Origin of the sequence: Streptomyces sp. AA1529 (assembly GCF_000280905.1) — a bacterium.
GTDB lineage: Bacteria > Actinomycetota > Actinomycetes > Streptomycetales > Streptomycetaceae > Streptomyces.
The window spans coordinates 23,663-42,007 of the sequence record NZ_ALAP01000098.1; the positions used below are offsets into that span (position 1 = coordinate 23,663).

An 18,345-nucleotide genomic window follows, 5' to 3' on the forward strand; every position below is an offset into this window, starting at 1 on the left:
AGGTGGCCCCCAGTCCTCCGGTTCCGCCGTCCGCTTCCGCTCCGCGTCCGTTCCGCGCGCTGCGGTGGCGCGTCCGGCGGTTTCCCTTCCGCTCCTGTGATGCCCGTCAACCCCTCGAATGTAGTGCGAGCCGCCGACAACGCACGCCCCTTTTGACGCAACGCGCGCCCCGATGCTGTCGCCGAGGGTGTGTATCGCGTCACGCTGTGCGTGGGCCGGGTGGGAAGTGAGAGATTGGAGGGGTGGCTGCGGTCCGGCGTTATGGGGGCGTGACCACAAGTTCCCGCAGGTTCCCGCGGGTAAGAGCAGGGGAACGCATAGGGTCGGTTCCCCGGGACCAGTTTTGGAGGGGTGGGCCAGGGCAGCCGACTGCTGTAGGCGATCGACGAAGGGGTTGCGGGGCGTGTCGTTGAAGGTGCTGGAGGAGGAGCGGGACGGGTGGGCCGTGCTCCGGGTCTCCGGTGAGCTGGACCTGGTCACCTCACCCGCGGTGCGGCAGCATGTGCACGATGCCGTCGCGGAAGGGCGCAGGAGCCTCGTGCTCGACCTGTCCGACGTCCTCTTCTGCGATTCCAGCGGAGTGGGCGTCCTGATCGCCTCCCGCCGGCTGATGCGCTCCTGCGCGGGGCGGCTCCGGCTGATCCTGCCCGCGCGCGGTGCCGAGGACGGCTCCCACGTCAACCGGGTGCTCTCCGCGCTGGGCGTACGGCGGCTCTTCGACTGCTACCCGGATCTGGCCGCGGCCACCGACGCGCACACGACCACCGGCCCGCTCACGGCGTGATCCTCCCGTCGCGCGGTGTGACAGCACCGCGTGCGCAGGAAGCCGTTCCCCCGCACCCCGCCCCGCGCCGCCGCACCCCTTCCCCTGGCTCCCCCTCCCTCCCGGCCGCCTCGGCGGCTCCCGGGAACCGCTCCCGCAGCCCGTACGTGAGCACTTGCGCAGCGTTCCGTCGCGCGGCAGCGCCTCCACCCTCTCCGGCACCGCCACCCGCTCGGGCAATGGGCAGGTGGCCGGCCCCGCCGCGCGCGGATACGCGGCCACCTGCCGAACCGTGAGCCGTGCCGCTCCCGCGGGCTGCTCCACCACCGCGCACACCCGCCCCTCCGGTTCGGGTCCGGATGGCCGCGGCACATCGCCTCGTCGCGCAGCGGCCCCGCACCCCGGGGGCATCCCAGGGGGTGAGGGTCGTTACGCAGGGTTATGACTGTCTTGTGTGTGACTCTTGGCCACCGTGAGCGGAAGATCGTATTCCACTCGGATACGCTCCCTGGGTGCGAGCACGGCGGCGGCGGGTCGCCGGCGGAAGGCGCGGGCCGCGCCGCCGAGCGGTGTCGGCCCCGACGGCCAAGGGGAGCAAGGGTGTCCACGAGATACGGGCGCGGTCGTTCGAGTCTCCGGGCTCGGCGTCGCACAGTATGCCGTGCGTCTACTCCTTTGCGCCGGAATATGCCTGAAGCGCTTGTTGGCTTCACTACGAGTCAACCATGCTGTTCTCGCTGGAGTCACAATCCGTGACTACATGGAGACGCGAGGCGATGTGTCCGCCAGTTCGGATGGTGTGAGCGGTGCAGGTGCTTCTGGAGCAGTTGGAGATCGGATCCGATCCGACGGAGGTGGCCCGTGCCCGGAGGTGGGCCCGGGCCCGGCTGGCGGGATCGGGGGTGAACGCCGATGAGCCGCTGGCCGAGACGTTGATTCTGCTGATCTCGGAACTCGTCACCAACGCGGTGGTGCACACCGGCTGTCCGGCCGTCCTGTGCATGCTGCTGCCGCGGCGCTGCCCGGCCGGGGCCGCGCACGAGGTGGCCGGGTCGGTCCGGGTCGAGGTGGCCGACGCGAGCAGCCGCGCGCCGCGCCGCCGCCTCGCCGAGGGAGAGGACACCGGAGGCCGTGGCCTCGAACTCGTCTCGGGTCTGGCCGACCGCTGGGGCTGGGAGCACGAGCCGGGCGGCAAACGTGTCTGGTGCGAGCTGGACACCGCGCCGCTGGGGGCGGCGGATCCCGGGCCGGCCAACGGCCGGGAGCCGGGCACCCGTCGGGAGGCCCGGGCGAACGGTGAGCGGCGTGCCGGGGTGGACGTGGGTGCGCGCGTCAATGTGGCCGGTGCGGGCGCTGGCGCGTTCGGCTGAGCGCGCGCCGGGCAATACGGGCATAACTCCCAAAGTCCAGACCAGGTGTTGACGTCTCGTACCGGTTTGATCACCCTTGGGTGGAGCGATTCGTCGTGAGGGGACGACGAGGTACCTGAGGTTCCTCGGCGAGTGCGGGTCGCGTTCCGGCGCCGACCTCCGTCCGAGGACGGGTCCCCGAGCGCCGGAGTCGGGTGGCGGTATCCCGTGCCGTGCTCGGGGCGCGCACCGGAGCGCCGCCACCCGACTGTGCCGGGCCCAGCAGCCGTCCGCTGCCCCGCGGCCGGTCGCCCGCCGTCGCGCGATCCGCTACGCCGCGTCCTCCGCGTCCTCTGCGGCCTCCGCGGTCCCTGCCGCCGCCGTCTCCGCCCGGAACGTCCGGCGGTAGGCGCGGGGGGAGACGCCCAGCGCCGCGTGGAAGTGCTGGCGGAGGGAGGCGGCCGTGCCGAAGCCGGCGCGTGCGGCGACCCGTTCGACGGGCAGGTCCGTCTCCTCCAGCAGTTGGCGGGCGCGTTCGATGCGCTGCTGGGTCAGCCAGCGCAGCGGCGTGACGCCGACCTCCTCGCGGAAGCGCCGGGTGAAGGTGCGCACGCTCATGGACTCGCGCGCGGCGAGTTCGCGGAGGGTCAGCGGGCGGTCCAGGTGATCCAGGGCCCAGGAGCGGGCCGTTCCGGTGGAGGAGCGGCGGGGCTCGGGTACGGGGCGGCGGATGAACTGGGCCTGCCCGCCGTCCCGGTGCGGCGGCACGACGGTGCGCCGGGCCACTGTGTTGGCGACGGCCGCGCCGTGGTCCTCCCGCACGATGTGCAGGCACAGATCGATCCCGGCCGCCTCGCCGGCGGAGGTCAGCACGGAGCCCTCGTCCACGTAGAGCACGTCCGGGTCCAGTCGCACGGCCGGATACAGGGTGCGGAAGCTGTCGGTGGACATCCAGTGGGTCGTCGCCCGCCTGCCGTCCAGCAGTCCGGCGGCGGCCAGGACGAAGGCACCCGTGCAGATGGATGCCACCCGGGTGCCGGGGCGGACCCGTGCGAACGCCTCGCGGAGCGGTGCGGGCAGGGTGCCCTCGGTCTCCGTCTCGTCCGGCTCGTGGGTGGCGGGGACGACGACCGTGTCGGCCTCCGCCAGCGCTTCGGGTCCGTGCGCGACGTGGATGGGGAAATCGGCGTCCGTACGGACGGTTCCCGGGGTGACGGCGCAGGTGAGGACCTCGTACAGCGGGTCGCCCTGCGCGGTGGCGGCGCGGCCGAACACCTGGTGCACCAGCCCCAGCTCCATCGGCAGCACTCCGTGCCTGACCAGCACGGCCACCCGGTGCAGTCCGGGGCGGGTGAAGGCAGCCATGGCCTGATCCTCGCACACGGTGCTCCTCGGGCCACCTGATCCGCCGGGCCCCCCGAGCACCCGGTCGGCCCGGTCGCCGGGGCCGCGAACTGCCCGCTCCCGTGCCGCGGGCCGGTTCGAGGGCGCCCGCGGAGCTGGCCGGATTCTTGCACTCGTCGTCCATCCGGCCACTCGTTCCGGTCCCCGGCCGGACGCAGGATCGGTGGCATGCAGACGACGAAGACGACGAAGACGACGAAGACGATGAGGGCGACGAAGACGACGAAAGCGGCTGAGGCGGCTGAGGCGACAGGGGTGCCGGAGACGCCGAGGAAGACCCTGTGGATCTTCGCCCATCCCGAGGCGCGCTCCCTGAACGCCGCCCTGCGGGACACCGGCGTCGCCGCGCTGCGGGAGCAGGGGCACCAGGTGCGGGAGTCAGATCTGTACGCGATGGGCTGGAAGCCGGTCGTCGACGGTGCGGACTTCCCCGGCAGGGCGCCGGCCGGGGAGCGGCTGCTGGTCGGCGACGCGCAGGAGCACGGATACGTCACGGGCGGGCTCAGTGCGGACATCCGGGCCGAGCAGGAGAAGATCGAGTGGGCCGACACCGTGGTCTTCCACTTCCCGCTGTGGTGGTTCGGACCGCCCGCCATCCTCAAGGGCTGGTTCGACCGGGTGCTGGTGCAGGGCTTCGCGTTCGGCGTACGGGACGCGCGGGGCGCCGTCCGCCGGTACGGGGACGGGGGACTGGCGGGCAAGCGCGCCATGGTCGTCACGTCGGTCGGGGCGCGTGCCTCCGGTTTCGGGCCGCGCGGCGTCCACGGGTATGTGAACGACGTGCTCTTCCCGCTGCACCACGGCACGTTCTGGTACACGGGCATGGCGGCGCTCCCGCCGTTCGTGGTCTACGGGGCCGACCGGGCGGGCGCGGCGGACGTCAAAGAGCGCCAGGAGGAGCTGCGCGAGCGGCTGCGCACCTTGGACTCGCTCGCCCCGCTGCCCTTCCGGTACGAGGCGGGCGGCGACTACGACGCCGATCTGGTGCTGCGACCGGAACTCGCCCCCGGCCGGACCGGGCTGGAGGTGCACTCCAGGTGACCGCGGGTCCCGGTGGCGGGGACGGGCGACCGGCGACGGGTCCGGGCCGCCGTGGCCGTCGTGGCCGCCGTGCTCAGTCCCGGCCGTCGGCCGGTGCGAAGGTGCCCAGCCGGCCGCGGTGGAAGACCAGCGGGTCCCCGGCGTCCTCGGCCGCGTCCAGGGCGCGCACCCGGCCCACCACGATGAGGTGGTCGCCGCCGGTGTGCACGGCGTGGATCTCGCAGTCGATCCACGCCGCCACGCCCGCCAGCAACGGCGACCCCGTGACCGGTGCGGGGCGGTGCGGGACCCCGGCGAACTTGTCGGCGCCGCTCACCGCGAAGGCCCGGCACAGCTCGCCCTGATCGGCGGCCAGCACGTTGACGCAGAAGACGCCGGCCCGTGCGATGCGGGGCCAACTGGTGGAGGTACGGCCCACCATGAACGACACCAGGGGCGGGTCCAGCGACAGGGAGGCGAAGGACTGGCAGGCGAACCCGGCCGGCCCCGGCGTCCCGCCGGACTCCGCCGTGGCGGAGCCACCCGCCGGGTTGTGCTCCGCAGGGTCCTCCGCCGCGGGTGCGGTCACCACGGTGACACCCGAGGCGAAGCCGCCGAGCACGCGCCGGAAGTGGGCCGGATCGACGGGGGCGCGCTCGCCCTCGCGCACGGCGCGCAGACCGGCCGCGGGGAGCGTGCCGGATGCCGCTTCCGGTCCGGTGCCCGGCCGCTGTGTGCTCTGCCGCTCCGCGCCCGGTCGGTCCGCGCCGGACCGTCCGGTGCCGGGCCGGGTGTTGCGGGTGCCGCGGGCGGCGGGTGCGCCCGCGGCGCGCAGATAGCGCGCCGCTGTGGCTGCCATTCCAGCGTGTCCCCTCATGGATTCATCGCACCTGATGTTCCGTCAGTTCGAGAGTTGCGGACGTTTCCTCGCTGTCGTGCCGACGCGCACGGCAACTCCAGAGTAACCACGGTGCTCCACCCCGCCTCGAAGCCGGGTCCACGGCACCGGGAGGCGCGGGGCGGCCGGCGAGGACCCGGGCTTCCCCCGCGGCGCCCGCTCCGCCGCCTGCGGCGGCCGGCTCAGCGTGCGGCGCGCGCCACGGCCCTGGCGATCCGGCGGGCGTCCAGCGAGAGTTCGCGCAGGGTGCCGCTGAGCGGGTTCGAGAAGCCCGTGAAATAGAGGGCCGGGGCGGCCGCGTGGGTGCGGCGGCCGTGTGCGCGGGGCAGCCCGCGGGAGTCGAGGACTCCCAGATGGCCGACCAGGTCCTCCAGGCCGCGCCGGTATCCGGTGGCGGCGACGACCACCTCCGGGGAGAGCGTCTCGCCGTCCGCGAGCCTCACCTTGCCGCCGTCGAACGACTCCACGGCGGCCACCGGCTCCACTTTGCCGCGCCGCACCGCGGCCACGAGCCCCACGTCCAGAACCGGGGTGGCGCCCTGCCGGGCCCGGGTGTAGAGGCCCGTCTCCGGGCGGGGCAGCCCGTGCCGGGTCAGGTCCGGACCGGATGCCCTGACGACCTGCGCGGCCAGCCCGTCGCCGAGTCGCACCGGCAGCCTGCGGCCCAGGATCGCGCTGAGTTGCGAGGGCCAGCCGAGGGTGGAGCGGCGGAGGATGTGCGGAGGGGTGCGCACGGCCAGCCGGACGCGTCCGGCGCCGCCCTCGGCCAGGTCGGCGGCTATCTCGGCGCCGGTGTTCCCCGCTCCCACCACCAGTACGTCGCGACCGGCGTAGGGCGCGGGGGAGCGGTAGCGGGAGGCGTGCAGCAGTTCCCCGGTGAAGTCGTCGCGGCCGGGCCAGTCGGGTAGGTGGGGGGTGTGGTTGTAGCCGGTCGCGACGACGACGGCGGGTGCGGTCAGCCGCCGTCCGCCGTTGGCGTGCAGGATCCACCGTGCGCCGCCCGCGGGGGCCGGTGCGCCCTCCGGGCCGTCGGCCCGCTCCAGCCTGTGCACCGCGACGCCGGTGGCCAGTTCGATCCGGTGGTGCGCCGCGTACTTCTCCAGGTAGCGCACCAGGTCGTCGCGGGCTACCCAGCGCCCGTACGCGCGGGGCAGGGGCAGTCCGGGGAGCGCGGACCGGGCCCGGGTGGTGTGCAGGCGCAGCCGGTCGTAGTGGCCGCGCCAGGAGGAGCCGACGGCGTCGCTCCGCTCCAGTACGACGGAGCTGATGCCGCGCTCCCGGAGGGCCGCGGCGGTGGCCAGGCCCCCGGGGCCGGCCCCGAGAATGTGGACGGGTGTGCCGCTTTCGGACATGGGCATGACCACAATCCTAGGGCGGGTCTGCCGACTCCTGCGGGCGAGTGCCCGGAAGCCGCGTGAGCACGTGGCGTCGGTTGCGGGGACGCCCGGTCCCGGACCCGTCGCTCCCCACGAGTTCACCCCGGCCCTCTCGGCGGCGCATCGAGCGCGTGGCGGCACCGGCGTCGGCGCGCTTCGTGCGCGGCGGAGCCGGACTGCGGATGTCGACCGGACACAACCGCCCGGCCGGGCCCGCGACAGCCCTGCGGCCCGCCGCGGAACAGCCGCTCCGGAGGTAATCGCTGGTGCGAAGGGGGACACCTGCCGCATGCTGGCCGGGTGCAGATCCGAACCGCCACCGAGGCCGACTGGCCGGCCATCAGCCCCTTCCTCCTGCGTATCGTCGCCGCGGGGGAGACCTACACCTATCCCCGCGACATGGACGCGGACACGGCCCGCGGCACCTGGATGCTCCCGCCGCCCGGCCGCACCGTCGTGGCCGTGGACGACGACGGAACGGTGCTCGGCTCGGCCAAGATGAACCCCAACCACATGGGCGGCGCCGCGCACATCGCCGGCGCGAGCTTCATGGTCGACCCGGACCACGCGGGGAAGGGCGTCGGCCGGGCACTGGGGGAGCACGCCCTGGAGTGGGCGAGGCGGGAGGGCTACCGGGCGATGCAGTTCAACGCCGTGGTGGAGACCAACACCGCCGCCGTGGGGCTGTGGAAGTCGCTCGGTTTCGAGATCGTCGCCACCCTGGAGGAGGGGTTCCTGCACCCTCGGCACGGGTATGTGGGGCTGCACATCATGTACCAGCGGTTCTAGCCGGTACCGACAGTTCCGGCCCGGGTCCGGTACGGGTCCGGAGACGGCGGCGGGGGGACGGTGGAGCCGCTGCCCGGTGTCGTACCGACATCGGGCGCCAGGAGCCGGTGGCCGCCGCACACGCGACGGGCGGGTCCGCTCCGGCCGGGGGGCCGGGGAGCCGCGGCTGCCGGCGGGCAGCAACTTCGGCAGGCCGGGTCATCCTGCCTGGACCGGCGATCCGCGCAGTGAACCCGGAGAGGTGGGCCGGCTGCCGGGGGCCGGACATCGCGGCAGGGGCGCGGCAGTCGGAGAGGGCGGAACGCAAGCGAGGGGCTACTTGGCGGGCTTCTTCCCCGTCACCCCGAGGTGCACCAGCAGCGCCAGGCTCGGCTTCAGCTCCGCCTGCTTGACGCCCCAGCTCTGGAAGCCCTTCTGGTGCCCGGCCACCGAGGCCAGCATGGCGACCAGGGAGCCCGCCACCGCGGCGGCGTTGACCTCCTTGTCGACCCTGCCCCGGGACTGGAGGTCCTTGATCGCGTCGGCGAGGGAGCCGTTCACCGAGTTGAGGACCTTCATGCGGATCTTGTAGAACCGCTTGTCGCCCTCGGCGGCGCCCAGGTCGACCACCCGCAGGATCGCGTCGTTCTTGCGCCAGAACCCCAGGAAGCCCTCGACCAGGTCCTCGGCCGTCTGCCGGCCCGCCTTGCCGGTCCAGGAGCGCCCGGCCACCAGGTCGGTGAGGGCCGTACCCTCCTTGGCCATGGCTTCCGCGATCTCCAGGACGGCGCCCTCGACATCGGGAAAATACTGGTAGAAGGTCGCCGGAGAGGTGCCCGCTCTCCGCGCCACATCGATGACCTTGACGTCGCGGTAGGGCGAGGAGCTGAGCATCTCGCCGAGGCAGTCGAGCAGCTTCTGCCGTGTCGCCTGACCGCGGCGTCCGGCCACCCGGCCGTCGACGGTTCGCACTTGTCCTGTCATGCCGTCAGCTTACCGAGGGGTGATCGGCCCGCGATTCGTCAGCGGGCAAACGGGGTGCGCTCACTTCTCCGGCGGGGGTGAGGGCAATCGGGGTGATACTCGTGCGAGGGGGCAAGCCGGATTCTCCGGCCCATCCGGGCCTTTGTCCGCCCGCGGCGACACGTACGTGCCGCCCCCGGGTTCGCAACCGGGGCGTTCGCCAGGAAGAATCAGCGTCCGGACCGCCAGGTCCGGCACGGCAGTGAGAGGCTGCACGGGGTGGGAACGGGCAGATTTTACGGCCCCTACGGGGAGGTGGCAGGACAAGTGGTGGAGCAGCTCACACAGCACGATCCGCGGCGGATCGGCCCGTTCGAGGTGCTGGGTCGTCTCGGTTCCGGCGGTATGGGGCTGGTCTACCTCGCCCGCTCGGCGTCCGGCCGCCGGGTCGCGATCAAGACGGTGCGCACCGAACTGGCCGAGGATCAGCTCTTCCGGGTGCGCTTCACCCGCGAGGTCGAGGCGGCCCGGGCCGTGAGCGGCTTCTACACCGCCGCCGTCGTGGACGCCGACCCGCGCGCCGCCGTGCCGTGGCTGGCCACCGCCTATGTGCCCGCGCCCTCCCTGGAGGAAATAGTCACCGAGTGCGGACCGGTGCCCGTGCAGGCCGTGCGCTGGCTGGCGGCGGGGGTCGCCGAGGCGCTCCAGTCCATCCACGGCGCGGGCCTGGTGCACCGCGACCTCAAGCCGTCCAACGTGCTCGTGCTGGAGGACGGCCCCCGCGTCATCGACTTCGGCATCGCCTCGGGCGTCTCCAACACCCGGCTGACCATGACGAACGTCGCCGTGGGCACCCCCGCCTACATGTCCCCCGAGCAGGCGCGGGACTCCCGCAGCGTCACCGGGGCCAGCGACATCTTCTCGCTCGCCTCCACCCTCGTCTTCGCCGCTACCGGCCACGCGCCCTTCCACGGGGCCAACCCGGTGGAGACGGTCTTCATGCTGCTGCGCGAGGGGCCCGACCTGGAGGGGCTGCCGGAAGCGCTGCGGCCGCTGATCGACTCCTGTATGCGGATGGCCGCCGAGGAGCGGCCCACGCCCGCCGATCTGCAGGCGCAGCTCGCCCCGCACCTCTTCGGCGCCGGGAGCGACGACAGCGGCACGGTGTCGGCCTGGCTGCCGTCCACGGCCGTCTCGCTGATCGAGCGCCGCAGAGGGGGCCGCACGATGCGGCGGCAGAGCGCGGCCGCGGCCGACGCGGCACCCGCCGGGTCCGGGCCCGGGCCCGGCGCGGCCGCGGCCGGTGGCGGAGGCTCGGCCCTCGGGTCCGTGGGACCCGGCGGGCCGCCCGCAGCCGGACGCGCGGCCGGCGGACCGGACCCGGCGGCCTCCGGACCGGCGGGACCCGGCGCCGCCGTGGCGGAGTGGGACCAGGGCATTCCGCCGGGGCCGCGGGCCGTCGGCTCGACCGGACCGTCCGGCGTCCCGGGCGGTTCCGCGTCCGACGGGGTGCCGGGTGGTCCGGCCTCCGGCGCGGCCCAGGGCCCGGACGCGGGGCCGGTCGTCTCGCGTCCCGCCGCCCAGCCCGGAACCCCCGGCGCCGGGTCCGTGCAGTTGCCCGGCGCGCAGGTGCCGATCGGACCGGGGCCCCGGCGCCCCGACGAGACCGGCCGGGACGCCGAGGCGGCCGCCACCTCCGGCTGGGTGCGTCCGCCCGCCGGCCAGGACGGCGCCCCGCAGGCCGCCGCCCAGCCGTATGCGCAGCAGCCTCCCAGGCCCGCCTCGGCGGCGGTGCCGTCGCTGTCGTCGGCCGAACCGGCGGCGCCGGCGCCGCCCGCGCCGCACCCGCTGGCCCGCCCCTACGGGGCTCCCGGTCCGCGGCATGCCGGGAACTCCGACCACGGTCCGGGGCAGCCCTCGACCGTGCCCCCGCCCACCGGACCGCCGCTCCAGCAGCACTCCGGGGTGCCGCAGGCGCCGCCGTCCGCGGGGCCGGGGCAGGCCGGCGGCGGCCCGCACCCCGACGGTCCGCAGCGCTGGCGTCCGTGGCGGTTCCGGATGTCGAACGACGTGTGGGGCTCGCCCGTGGTCGCCGACGAGCTGGTGTACGTGACCTCCTTCGAGGTGCACGCGCTGGACGTGGCGAGCGGACGCAGGCAGTTCAAGACCCGGGAGGTCGCCTGGTCGATGGCGGTCTCCGGGGGCCGGGTGCACGCCTCGGACGGGCCCAGCCTGTACGCGCTGGACGCCACCGACGGCTCCGAGCGGTGGCGGCTGGCCACCGACGGCTGGGTCTACTCGCTCCAGGTCGACCGCGGCACCGTGGTCACCGGTACCCGCGGCGGCGGGATCCAGGCGTGGGAGGCGGCCAGCGGCGAGAAGCTGTGGGAGCTGACGGGCGCGCAGGCCGACTTCGAGACCCCGGAGGCGGGGCCGGTCATCGCCGACGGTGCCGTCTGCACCTGGGCCGACGGGCGGCTGTACGTGCTGGAGGCGCGCACCGGCGCGGAGCGCTGGACCTACCCGGTGGGCGACGCCTCCGCCACCGGCGGGGTTCCCGTGCGGGTGACGTCGGCGCCGGACGGAGCACTGTACGTGTGTGCGGGCTCCCGGGTGTTCGCGCTGGACGCCGCGACCGGGCGCGAGCGGTGGCGGTTCGACGCCCCGGCGGCCTTCCTCTGCCCGCCCGCGTTCGTACCGGGCCCCGGGGTGACCGGCGGGGGCATCTACCTCGCCGACTACCTGGGCACCGTCTACGCGCTGGACTCCGGTACGGGCCACGACCGCTGGCGGATCGCCACCGAGCCGCGGCACTCGACCGAGCCGGTCGTCACCGCGGACGGGCTGGTGCACCTCGGCAGCGGCAGCGCCCTGTACACGCTGGACGCGGTGAGCGGAACACCCCGCTGGCGCTTCGCGACCGGCGCCGACGTGGTGGGTGCGCCCGTCGTCGCCGACGGGCGGGTGCACTTCGGGTCCGCGGACCACTGCCTCTACACGGTCGATGCGGTGGGCGGGCAGCTCCGCTGGAAGCTGGCGACCGGCGGCGAGATCACCGGTTCGCCGGTGGCCGTCGGCGGGGTGGTGTACGCGTGCAGCAAGGACCGCTGCGTCTACGCGCTGGACGCCACGAAGGGCACCGGCCAGGCCCGCCACTCCGCCTGAACCCGCTCCTCCCCGTCCGCGTCCCGGGCGACCACCGGGCACAGCCCGCCGGGGGCCGGGAGCGGGGTGGGGCGGTCGCTCAGGCCGCGTCCCGTCCACGGTGCGGCCAGGTGTCCTCGTCGCCTGGGTCGCCGGGGCTGCCGGGCCGCCTGCTCCCGGAGGACGGCCCCTCGTCCCCGGGCCGCCGCTCGTACGGCTCGTCCAGCGGGGCCCCCTGGGTGCCGGGCTGCGGCTCGTACGGTTCGGGGCCCTCGGGCAGCGGCGGCTCCGTGCCCATCTCCCGGGGTCCGCCGTACGGTTGCTGCGGCGGCGGTGCCCCCGGCTCGGGCGGCTGCGGCCCCGGGTACCCCTGTGGCGGCGGAGGGGGCCCGCCCGCGCCCGGCCCCGGCGGGGGCTGCTGCCACCGGGGATCGGCGTGCGGCCGTTCCGGCGGCGGAGGTCCCACGAACGGCTGCTCCAGGGTGTCCTCGGTGCGGTCCGGTGCCCCGTGGAAGGGCGGTGCAGCGGCCGCGGGTTCGGCCGCGTGCCGTCGTCGGGCCGCGGCGCGGCGGCCCGACATCAGGGCCCCGGCGAGCAGCAGCAGGAATCCGCCGCCCAGGGCCAGCCAGGCCCCGGAGGCGAGCCCGCCGGTGTTGCCGGCGGAGAGGCTGCCGGCGGCCTGTCCCTGCCGCACCATCCACAGGATGGTGACGCCCAGGCCCAGCACGCCCGCCAGCGCCACGGTCAGCCGCGAGCGCAGCAGCACGCCGAGCACGGCCACCACCGCCACGACCAGCATCAGCACGAACAGCCCGGTGAACAGGGCCGCACCGGCGGTGGTGACGCCGGTCCCCGTGAAGAGGTCGTCGATGCGGAAATCACGCCCGAGGCGGCCGTCGTACCACGGTCGGAAGGGGCTGTATACGGCGGCCGCCGCTCCGATGAGGGCGAGCAGGGACCCGAGAAGGTTCCGGATCATGGTCTCGCCTCGCTTTCCGGCGCCGCTCCCGGCGCCGCACGGGTGCGTGATCCGCGTTCGACGCTACGCCGCCGGGAACCCCCTCGCCACCGCGCGCGTCCTGAGCCGATGATAGGAGTTGTACTGCACGCGACAACTGCCCGGACGGGTGCCTGGCGCCCCGGGTGCCGTGTGCGCGCGGCGCGCACCGACCGTCGCGGAACGATGTCTCGGGGGAGTCCCATATGCAGCGGATGCGTCATCTCAAGCTGATCGCCGCCGTCACGCTCGTGCTGGTGGCGTTGAGCGGCTTCAGCCCGGCCCGGTCCTCCGGCGGCCGCGGCGGCAGCAAGAGCCACAGCAAGAGCCGCAGCGGGCACGGCGGCGGCGGTTGCAGCAGCAAGAAGTCCAGCAGCCACAGCTCCAGCCGGCACTACGACAACGACTACGACAACGACTACGACAGCGACGACAGCTCCGGCACCACCACCTCCGGCAGCTCCCGCCAGAACCGGGCCAGGGGCTCGGGCACCGTCACCGAGTGCGCCGCGGCCAAGGGGAAGAAGCTGAAGAACCGGGACGAGCCCGGTGCCACCGTGCGGGTCCGCAACTCCGGCGGCAGCAAGGGCACTTTCGACGTCGAGGTGGCCTTCCGCGACGGCGACAGCGAGATCGTCGACACGGGTTCGGCCTTCGCCGTGGTGCGCCCGGGCCGCAGCAAGACGGTCCAGGTGCCGATGGACCACCCCGACCAGCTGCGCAAGGTCCGCGAGTGCGAGGTCACCTCGGTCTCCTGAGCCGATCGGCCCCGGGGCGACCGCCTCCGGGGCCGGCCCCCGGGGTCGGCCGGCTTTCGGGGCGGCGCCGCTCAGGGGGTGGAGTGCCCCCACAGGAACAGGCCGCCCAGAACGACGAACACCGTGATGACGATCAGGGCGAGGCCGACCGGGTTTCTCGGGTTGTACACGTACCGGCTGGTTCCCCAGCGGCTGCGGATGAGGACGGGCTCGTGGTCGCGCTTGTGCATGCCGGAACAGTAGAAGGTGCGACCCGCCGCTGTGGGGGGTCGCACCCGGCAGTCTCGGCCGCCCGCACCCTGCCGGGCTGCGCCGCCCGCACCCTGCCGGGCTGCGCCGCCCGCACGCCGGTCGGCACCCGTCGGCGGCGACCGCCTCGCCCGGCAAGGTCAACCGCCGGTCTTCCCCGCCCGGTTGCCGGGGAACAGTGCGTACGGCGCGCCGATGCGCAGCCTGCCGCCGGGCTCCGCGGCGCCGCGCTCGGAGAAGTGCCGTGGAGCTGCGCGATGTCCACACCCTGTGGACACGGATCCGCGTGCATCCGGAGCTGCTGCGCCGCCGTCCGGGCCGGGCCGCGCAGCGGGCCCCGGCCCGGTGGTCGACCCTGCCACGGCGCCGTGCCGGGTATGCGCGGACACGCGCCCGGCACGGAGACGGATCCGCGCCGGGGCGGACGGTGCGGCCCCGGCGCGGAACCGGACCGGGTACTCACCCGGCCCGGGTGCGGCGGTCGTTCTGCCGCGTGAGCGGCACCGGCGATCAGGTGGAGTGGTTGTTCTCCGTGTGGGCGGCACCGGCGGTCAGGTGGTGCCCCACGGACGGCTGATCGGCGGTGGCGGCCAGAGAGGGTCCCGCCAGCAGGCCGACGAGGCCGAAGGCGAGCGCCGTTGCGGCAAGAATGCTTCTTACACGACTCACGGTGACTCCAAGTCGGTTCGGGATCGAATGCTTGTGCCTTGACTGTTCAGTACCCAACTCCGGGCGTTCTGCCCGGACAACCGGCGACGGGTCCGCACCGGTCCCGTGCGGGCCGGTCGCCGGTGGGCGTGGCCGCCGGGTGCGGGCCCGGGCCCGCACCCTGGCGGTGAAGGCGCGGGTTGCCATCGACGACTCCCCCTCTACGCCGTCGATGGCGACCCGCGCTTCTTCCCCCTGCGGTGATGGTCTCGTTACCGGGCGCCGACTTGGGCCTGCTCCGGCTCCCCGGACTCCTCGGATATCCGGGAGTCCCCGGACGTCCCGGGCTGCTGCGACGCCTCAGGAAGGATGGTGCCGTGGTTGTTCTGGGCGACCATCGGCGTGCTGGTGCCGTGGTTGTTCTCCGTGCCGGTCGTGCCGGTCGTGCCGGTCGTGCTGGTGTCGTGGTTGCTCTGGGTCCCCGTTGTGGACTCTTCCTGCTCGTCCACGGTCTGCTCGTGAGTGGCCATGGTGGCTAGCTCCTCGTTCTAGGGCGTTGAATCCCTGGTGGAAACCCGCCCGGCAGCTCCCCCGAGGACCGCCGGACGGGTCTGTTGCGGCCGCTCACCGTACCGGGGCCAGCGGCTTCCTCCCCCTGACCCGCCTGCCCCCCGACGCGGCGGATCGTTGAGTAAGAGCATCGCCGAGAGCGATAAACGATTGATGAACGCCTGATAATCGAGGCCGCGAGGCGCCTCTCAGTGCTCGGCCACCTGCGTCAGCAGCTCTCTGACCTCGGCGCTTTCGGGCGATCCGAGTGGCTCGAAGATGGCCAGCGCCTCCTCCAGGCAGGCCCGTGCCCGCCGGGCCTGGCCCAGCCGGGCCAGCGCCTTGCCCAGGACGACGAGGACCGTCGCCTTCCGCCACTCGCCGCCGATGACGCGCAGCGCGATGGCCTGCTCGGCGTGTTCGGCGGCCCGGGCCGCGTCCCCGGACAGCAGGTGCGCCTCGGCGATCCGGAAGTGGGTGACGCCCTCCCAGCGGGACTGCCGGCTGACGTGGAAGATCTCGCGCGCCTCCGTGAGATGCCGCAGCCCCTCCTCGCTCCGCCCGGCCGCCGACAGCGCGGAGCCCAGCGTGTAGAGCGCGTTGGCCATCCGCAGCGTGCTGCCCATCTCCTCGTAGACGGCCACGCCCTGCATGGCCAGCTCCACCGCGCTGTCGTGCCGCCCCAGCGCGGTGTGGACCCGCGAGAGGTTGCACAGCGCGCTCGCCTCCGAGGGCCGGTTCTCGTCGGTACGGAAGGCCAGGATGGCCGCCTCCAGATGGCTCTCCGCCTCCTCGTGCCGGCCGAGGTAGGTGGCCAGGATGCCGAGGTCGTTCGGCGCGTAGGAGCAGGAGAGCGGGTCGCCCGCGGAGCGGCCCAGGTCCAGGGCGCGCACCGCCTCCGCCTCGGCCTGCGGGAACCGCCCGCCGAGCGCGTGGGCATGGGTCAGCATGATGCCCGCGCGCGCTCCCGGGAGGGCCTCGTGCGCCCGCTCCGCGGCCTCCCGTACCGCTGCCGCCGCCCGCTCGTAGCGGAGCGAGTGGACGCCGGAGTCCGCGAGGTCCTTGGTGGCCACCAGCAGATCGGCGGCCGGACGCAGGGCTCCGAGGGAGGCCGCCTGCCCGATCGCCGCCATCAGGCACTCGCCTTCGGTGAACAGCCACTCCAGGGCGCTCTCCTGGCCGGGGAACGCCAGCCCCTCGCCCACCGGAGGGCCGAGATGGTCGACGGTCCGGTCGCGGGGATGGTCCCAGGCGAACACGTGTCTCGCCGTCGCCAGACAGAAGTCCAGCAGCCTGGCCCGCGCCGCCTCGCACTCGCCGCCGGGCTGCTCGTCCCGCTCGGCGCACGCGCGCGCGAAGAGGCGCACCAGGTCGTGGAAGCGGTAGCGGCCGGGCGCTGCGGACTCCAGCAGGGAGGTGTCCACCAGAGATTCCAGCAGGTCCTCGCTCTCCTCCGGGGCGCGGTCCAGGAGGGCCGCGGCGGCGTCCAGGGAGATGTCCGGCCCCTCGGCGAGGCCCAGCAGCCGGAAGGCGCGGGCCTGTTCGCTGTCGAGCTGGCCGTAGCCGAGTTCGAAGGTGGCCTTCACGGCCTGGTCGCCGACCTGGAGCTCGTCCAGCCGGCGGCGCTCGTCGCCGAGCTTGGCGGCGAGCGCGGAGACGGTCCAGGTGCGGCGGGCCGACAGCCGGGCCGCTGCGATCCGGATGGCCAGCGGCAGGAACCCGCAGGCCGCCACCACGTCCATGGCGGCCTCGCGTTCGGGGAGCACCCGCTCCGCGCCGACGATCCGGGTGAAGAGGGCGAGGGCCTCCTCGGGGTTCATCACATCCAGGTCCACCAGGTGGGCGCCGGCCAGGTCGACCATCCGCGCCCGGCTGGTCACCAGGGCCGCGCACCCGGAGGTGCCGGGCAGCAGGGGCCGCACCTGGGCGGCGTCCCGGGCGTTGTCGAGCAGCGTCAGCACCCGGCGCCCGGCCAGCAGCGAGCGGAACAGCGCGGAGCGCTCCTCGGTGCCGCTGGGGATGGCCGAGTCGGCGACGCCGAGCGCGCGCAGGAACGAGCCGAGCACGGTCTCGGGGTCGACCGGGGCCGCTCCGGCGCCCTGCAGGTCGACGTAGAGCTGGCCGTCGGGGAACCGGTCGGCGGCGGCGTGCGCCACGTGGATGGCGAGGGTCGTCTTGCCGACACCGCCGATGCCCGCGACGGCGGAGACCGCCATCACCGTCCCGTCGGTCTGCGCCAGTTCGTCGCCGAGTTCGGCCACGAAGGAGGCCCGGCCGGTGAAATCGGCCACGGTCGCCGGGAGCTGCGCCGGCCGGGTGGCCTCGGCGCCGGATGCGGACGGGTCCTCGGTCGACTGGTAGGCCAGCTCGTCGTCGGCCTCCAGGATGCGCTGCTGGAGTTCGGACAGCTCGGTGCGCGGGTCGACGCCGAGTTCGTCGGCGAGCAGCTTGCGGGTGTCGGCGTAGACGGCCAGTGCCTCGGCCTGCCGTCCGCTGCGGTAGAGAGCGAGCATCAGCAGCTCCCGCAGCCGCTCGCGGAGCGGGTGCGCGGCGGTGAGCGCGGTCAGTTCGCTGACGGCCTCGGCGTGGCCGCCGACCTGGAGGTCGAGGTCGAGCCGCAGCTCCAGCAGGCCGAGCCGCCATTCGCCGAGCCGGACGCGCTGGTGTTCGGCGTAGGGGCCCGGGACGTGGGCGAGCGGTTCGCCGGCCCACTGGGCGAGCGCGGAACGGTACAGCTCGCGGGCCGCTTCACGGTCACCCGCCGAGGCCGCCTTCTCGGCACGCACGGCGAGTTCGTGCGCCTGCTCCGCGTCCAGCGTGGCCTCGGGGCCGGTGCGGACGGCATAGCCGCCGGATTCGCTGACCAGGATCCCGGCGGCGGAGCCGAGAGCTTTGCGGATGCGCGAGGCGTAGGTGCGCAGCGCGGCCTTGGCCCGCTCGGGCGGGTCCTCGCCCCAGATGGCGTCGATGAGCTCCTCGGCGGTGCAGGTGCGGCCGCCGGGTAGCAGCAGCGCCGCCAGCAGCGCCTTCTGCTGGGGTGAGCCCATGGTCAGCTGCTGGTCCCCGCGCCAGGCGCGGACTGGACCGAGCACAGTGAAGTGAAGCTGGTTCCCCCGACGCTCCGTTCCGACCTGTTCCTGGTCCCCGGCGCCCATTGGTGTGCCCCCTGCGAATCCGCACTCCTCCGTTCCCCGCACGGGTCAGTCTGCCTTGTTCTCGTCAATTCCGTCAGCCGAGTGGCGGCCTCTCTACGAACCCTTCGAATTCGGAGGGGCAACGGACGGTCGCGGAAGGTGTCGGGCGCAGGGCACCCGGAGGCCGGACCGGAGTCGCCACGGCGGCGGGAACTCCGGCTGCACGCCCGTTCCTTCGACGGCGGCACCCGCCCGCGGACCGTGTGGAGCGCCTCGCCCGGGGCAGCGCCGGCGGTCTGCTCGCGCCGAGGGCCGACACACCGCG

At 74.3% G+C, this 18,345-nt stretch carries 15 protein-coding genes; 6 read left to right on the forward strand and 9 right to left on the reverse strand.

What is annotated here, in order from left to right:
* Positions 1-403 precede the first annotated feature (403 nt).
* Positions 404-784, forward strand: coding sequence for an STAS domain-containing protein (locus A949_RS0128740; RefSeq protein WP_019359510.1), 381 nt, complete (start codon positions 404-406; stop codon positions 782-784).
* Between the two features lie 785 nt (positions 785-1,569).
* Positions 1,570-2,133: an ATP-binding protein gene (locus tag A949_RS34975; RefSeq protein WP_019359511.1), complete on the forward strand. Its 564-nt coding sequence runs from the start codon at positions 1,570-1,572 to the stop codon at positions 2,131-2,133.
* Positions 2,134-2,442: 309 nt separating this feature from the next.
* Here A949_RS34975 and A949_RS0128750 read toward each other — a convergent pair whose 3' ends face one another.
* The gene (locus A949_RS0128750) at positions 2,443-3,477 is read right to left on the reverse strand and encodes a GlxA family transcriptional regulator (protein ID WP_037708053.1); all 1,035 of its coding nucleotides are present in this window, start codon (positions 3,475-3,477) and stop codon (positions 2,443-2,445) included.
* 294 nt (positions 3,478-3,771) lie between these two features.
* Here A949_RS0128750 and A949_RS0128755 point away from each other — a divergent pair, with 294 nt between their 5' ends.
* Complete coding sequence (locus A949_RS0128755) at positions 3,772-4,557, forward strand: NAD(P)H-dependent oxidoreductase (RefSeq protein WP_019359513.1); 786 nt, start codon at positions 3,772-3,774, stop codon at positions 4,555-4,557.
* Positions 4,558-4,630: 73 nt separating this feature from the next.
* Here A949_RS0128755 and A949_RS0128760 read toward each other — a convergent pair whose 3' ends face one another.
* Positions 4,631-5,395, reverse strand: coding sequence for a flavin reductase family protein (locus tag A949_RS0128760; RefSeq protein ID WP_019359514.1), 765 nt, complete (start codon positions 5,393-5,395; stop codon positions 4,631-4,633).
* 221 nt (positions 5,396-5,616) lie between these two features.
* Positions 5,617-6,786 (reverse strand): flavin-containing monooxygenase, encoded by a 1,170-nt coding sequence (locus A949_RS0128765; RefSeq protein ID WP_019359515.1) that lies wholly within the window; start codon positions 6,784-6,786, stop codon positions 5,617-5,619.
* A gap of 324 nt (positions 6,787-7,110) precedes the next feature.
* On the opposite strand from A949_RS0128765, the gene A949_RS0128770 reads away from it, so the two are divergent.
* Entirely contained in the window at positions 7,111-7,599 is a 489-nt protein-coding gene (locus tag A949_RS0128770) for a GNAT family N-acetyltransferase (RefSeq protein WP_019359516.1), read from the forward strand.
* Between the two features lie 315 nt (positions 7,600-7,914).
* On the opposite strand, the gene A949_RS0128775 is transcribed toward A949_RS0128770, so the two are convergent.
* On the reverse strand, positions 7,915-8,562 hold the full coding sequence (locus tag A949_RS0128775; RefSeq protein WP_078534359.1) for a TetR family transcriptional regulator: 648 nt from the start codon (positions 8,560-8,562) through the stop codon (positions 7,915-7,917).
* 306 nt (positions 8,563-8,868) lie between these two features.
* On the opposite strand from A949_RS0128775, the gene A949_RS0128780 reads away from it, so the two are divergent.
* Positions 8,869-11,706 carry a serine/threonine-protein kinase gene (locus A949_RS0128780; protein ID WP_019359518.1) on the forward strand — a complete coding sequence of 946 codons (2,838 nt, stop codon included), beginning with the start codon at positions 8,869-8,871 and terminating at the stop codon, positions 11,704-11,706.
* A gap of 79 nt (positions 11,707-11,785) precedes the next feature.
* On the opposite strand, the gene A949_RS0128785 is transcribed toward A949_RS0128780, so the two are convergent.
* Entirely contained in the window at positions 11,786-12,664 is an 879-nt protein-coding gene (locus A949_RS0128785; RefSeq protein ID WP_019359519.1) for a Trp biosynthesis-associated membrane protein, read from the reverse strand.
* A gap of 224 nt (positions 12,665-12,888) precedes the next feature.
* Here A949_RS0128785 and A949_RS0128790 point away from each other — a divergent pair, with 224 nt between their 5' ends.
* Positions 12,889-13,440, forward strand: coding sequence for a hypothetical protein (locus A949_RS0128790; protein ID WP_019359520.1), 552 nt, complete (start codon positions 12,889-12,891; stop codon positions 13,438-13,440).
* A gap of 71 nt (positions 13,441-13,511) precedes the next feature.
* Here the strand turns inward: A949_RS0128790 and A949_RS38640 are convergent, their stop codons facing one another.
* The 4 genes from A949_RS38640 to A949_RS0128810 form a co-directional block, all read right to left on the reverse strand.
* The gene (locus A949_RS38640) at positions 13,512-13,670 is read right to left on the reverse strand and encodes a hypothetical protein (protein WP_019359521.1); all 159 of its coding nucleotides are present in this window, start codon (positions 13,668-13,670) and stop codon (positions 13,512-13,514) included.
* Between the two features lie 529 nt (positions 13,671-14,199).
* On the reverse strand, positions 14,200-14,358 hold the full coding sequence (locus tag A949_RS38340) for a hypothetical protein (protein WP_158687652.1): 159 nt from the start codon (positions 14,356-14,358) through the stop codon (positions 14,200-14,202).
* A gap of 251 nt (positions 14,359-14,609) precedes the next feature.
* Entirely contained in the window at positions 14,610-14,867 is a 258-nt protein-coding gene (locus A949_RS0128805; protein WP_019359523.1) for a hypothetical protein, read from the reverse strand.
* 228 nt (positions 14,868-15,095) lie between these two features.
* The gene (locus A949_RS0128810; RefSeq protein WP_019359524.1) at positions 15,096-18,041 is read right to left on the reverse strand and encodes an AfsR/SARP family transcriptional regulator; all 2,946 of its coding nucleotides are present in this window, start codon (positions 18,039-18,041) and stop codon (positions 15,096-15,098) included.
* Positions 18,042-18,345 lie beyond the last annotated feature (304 nt).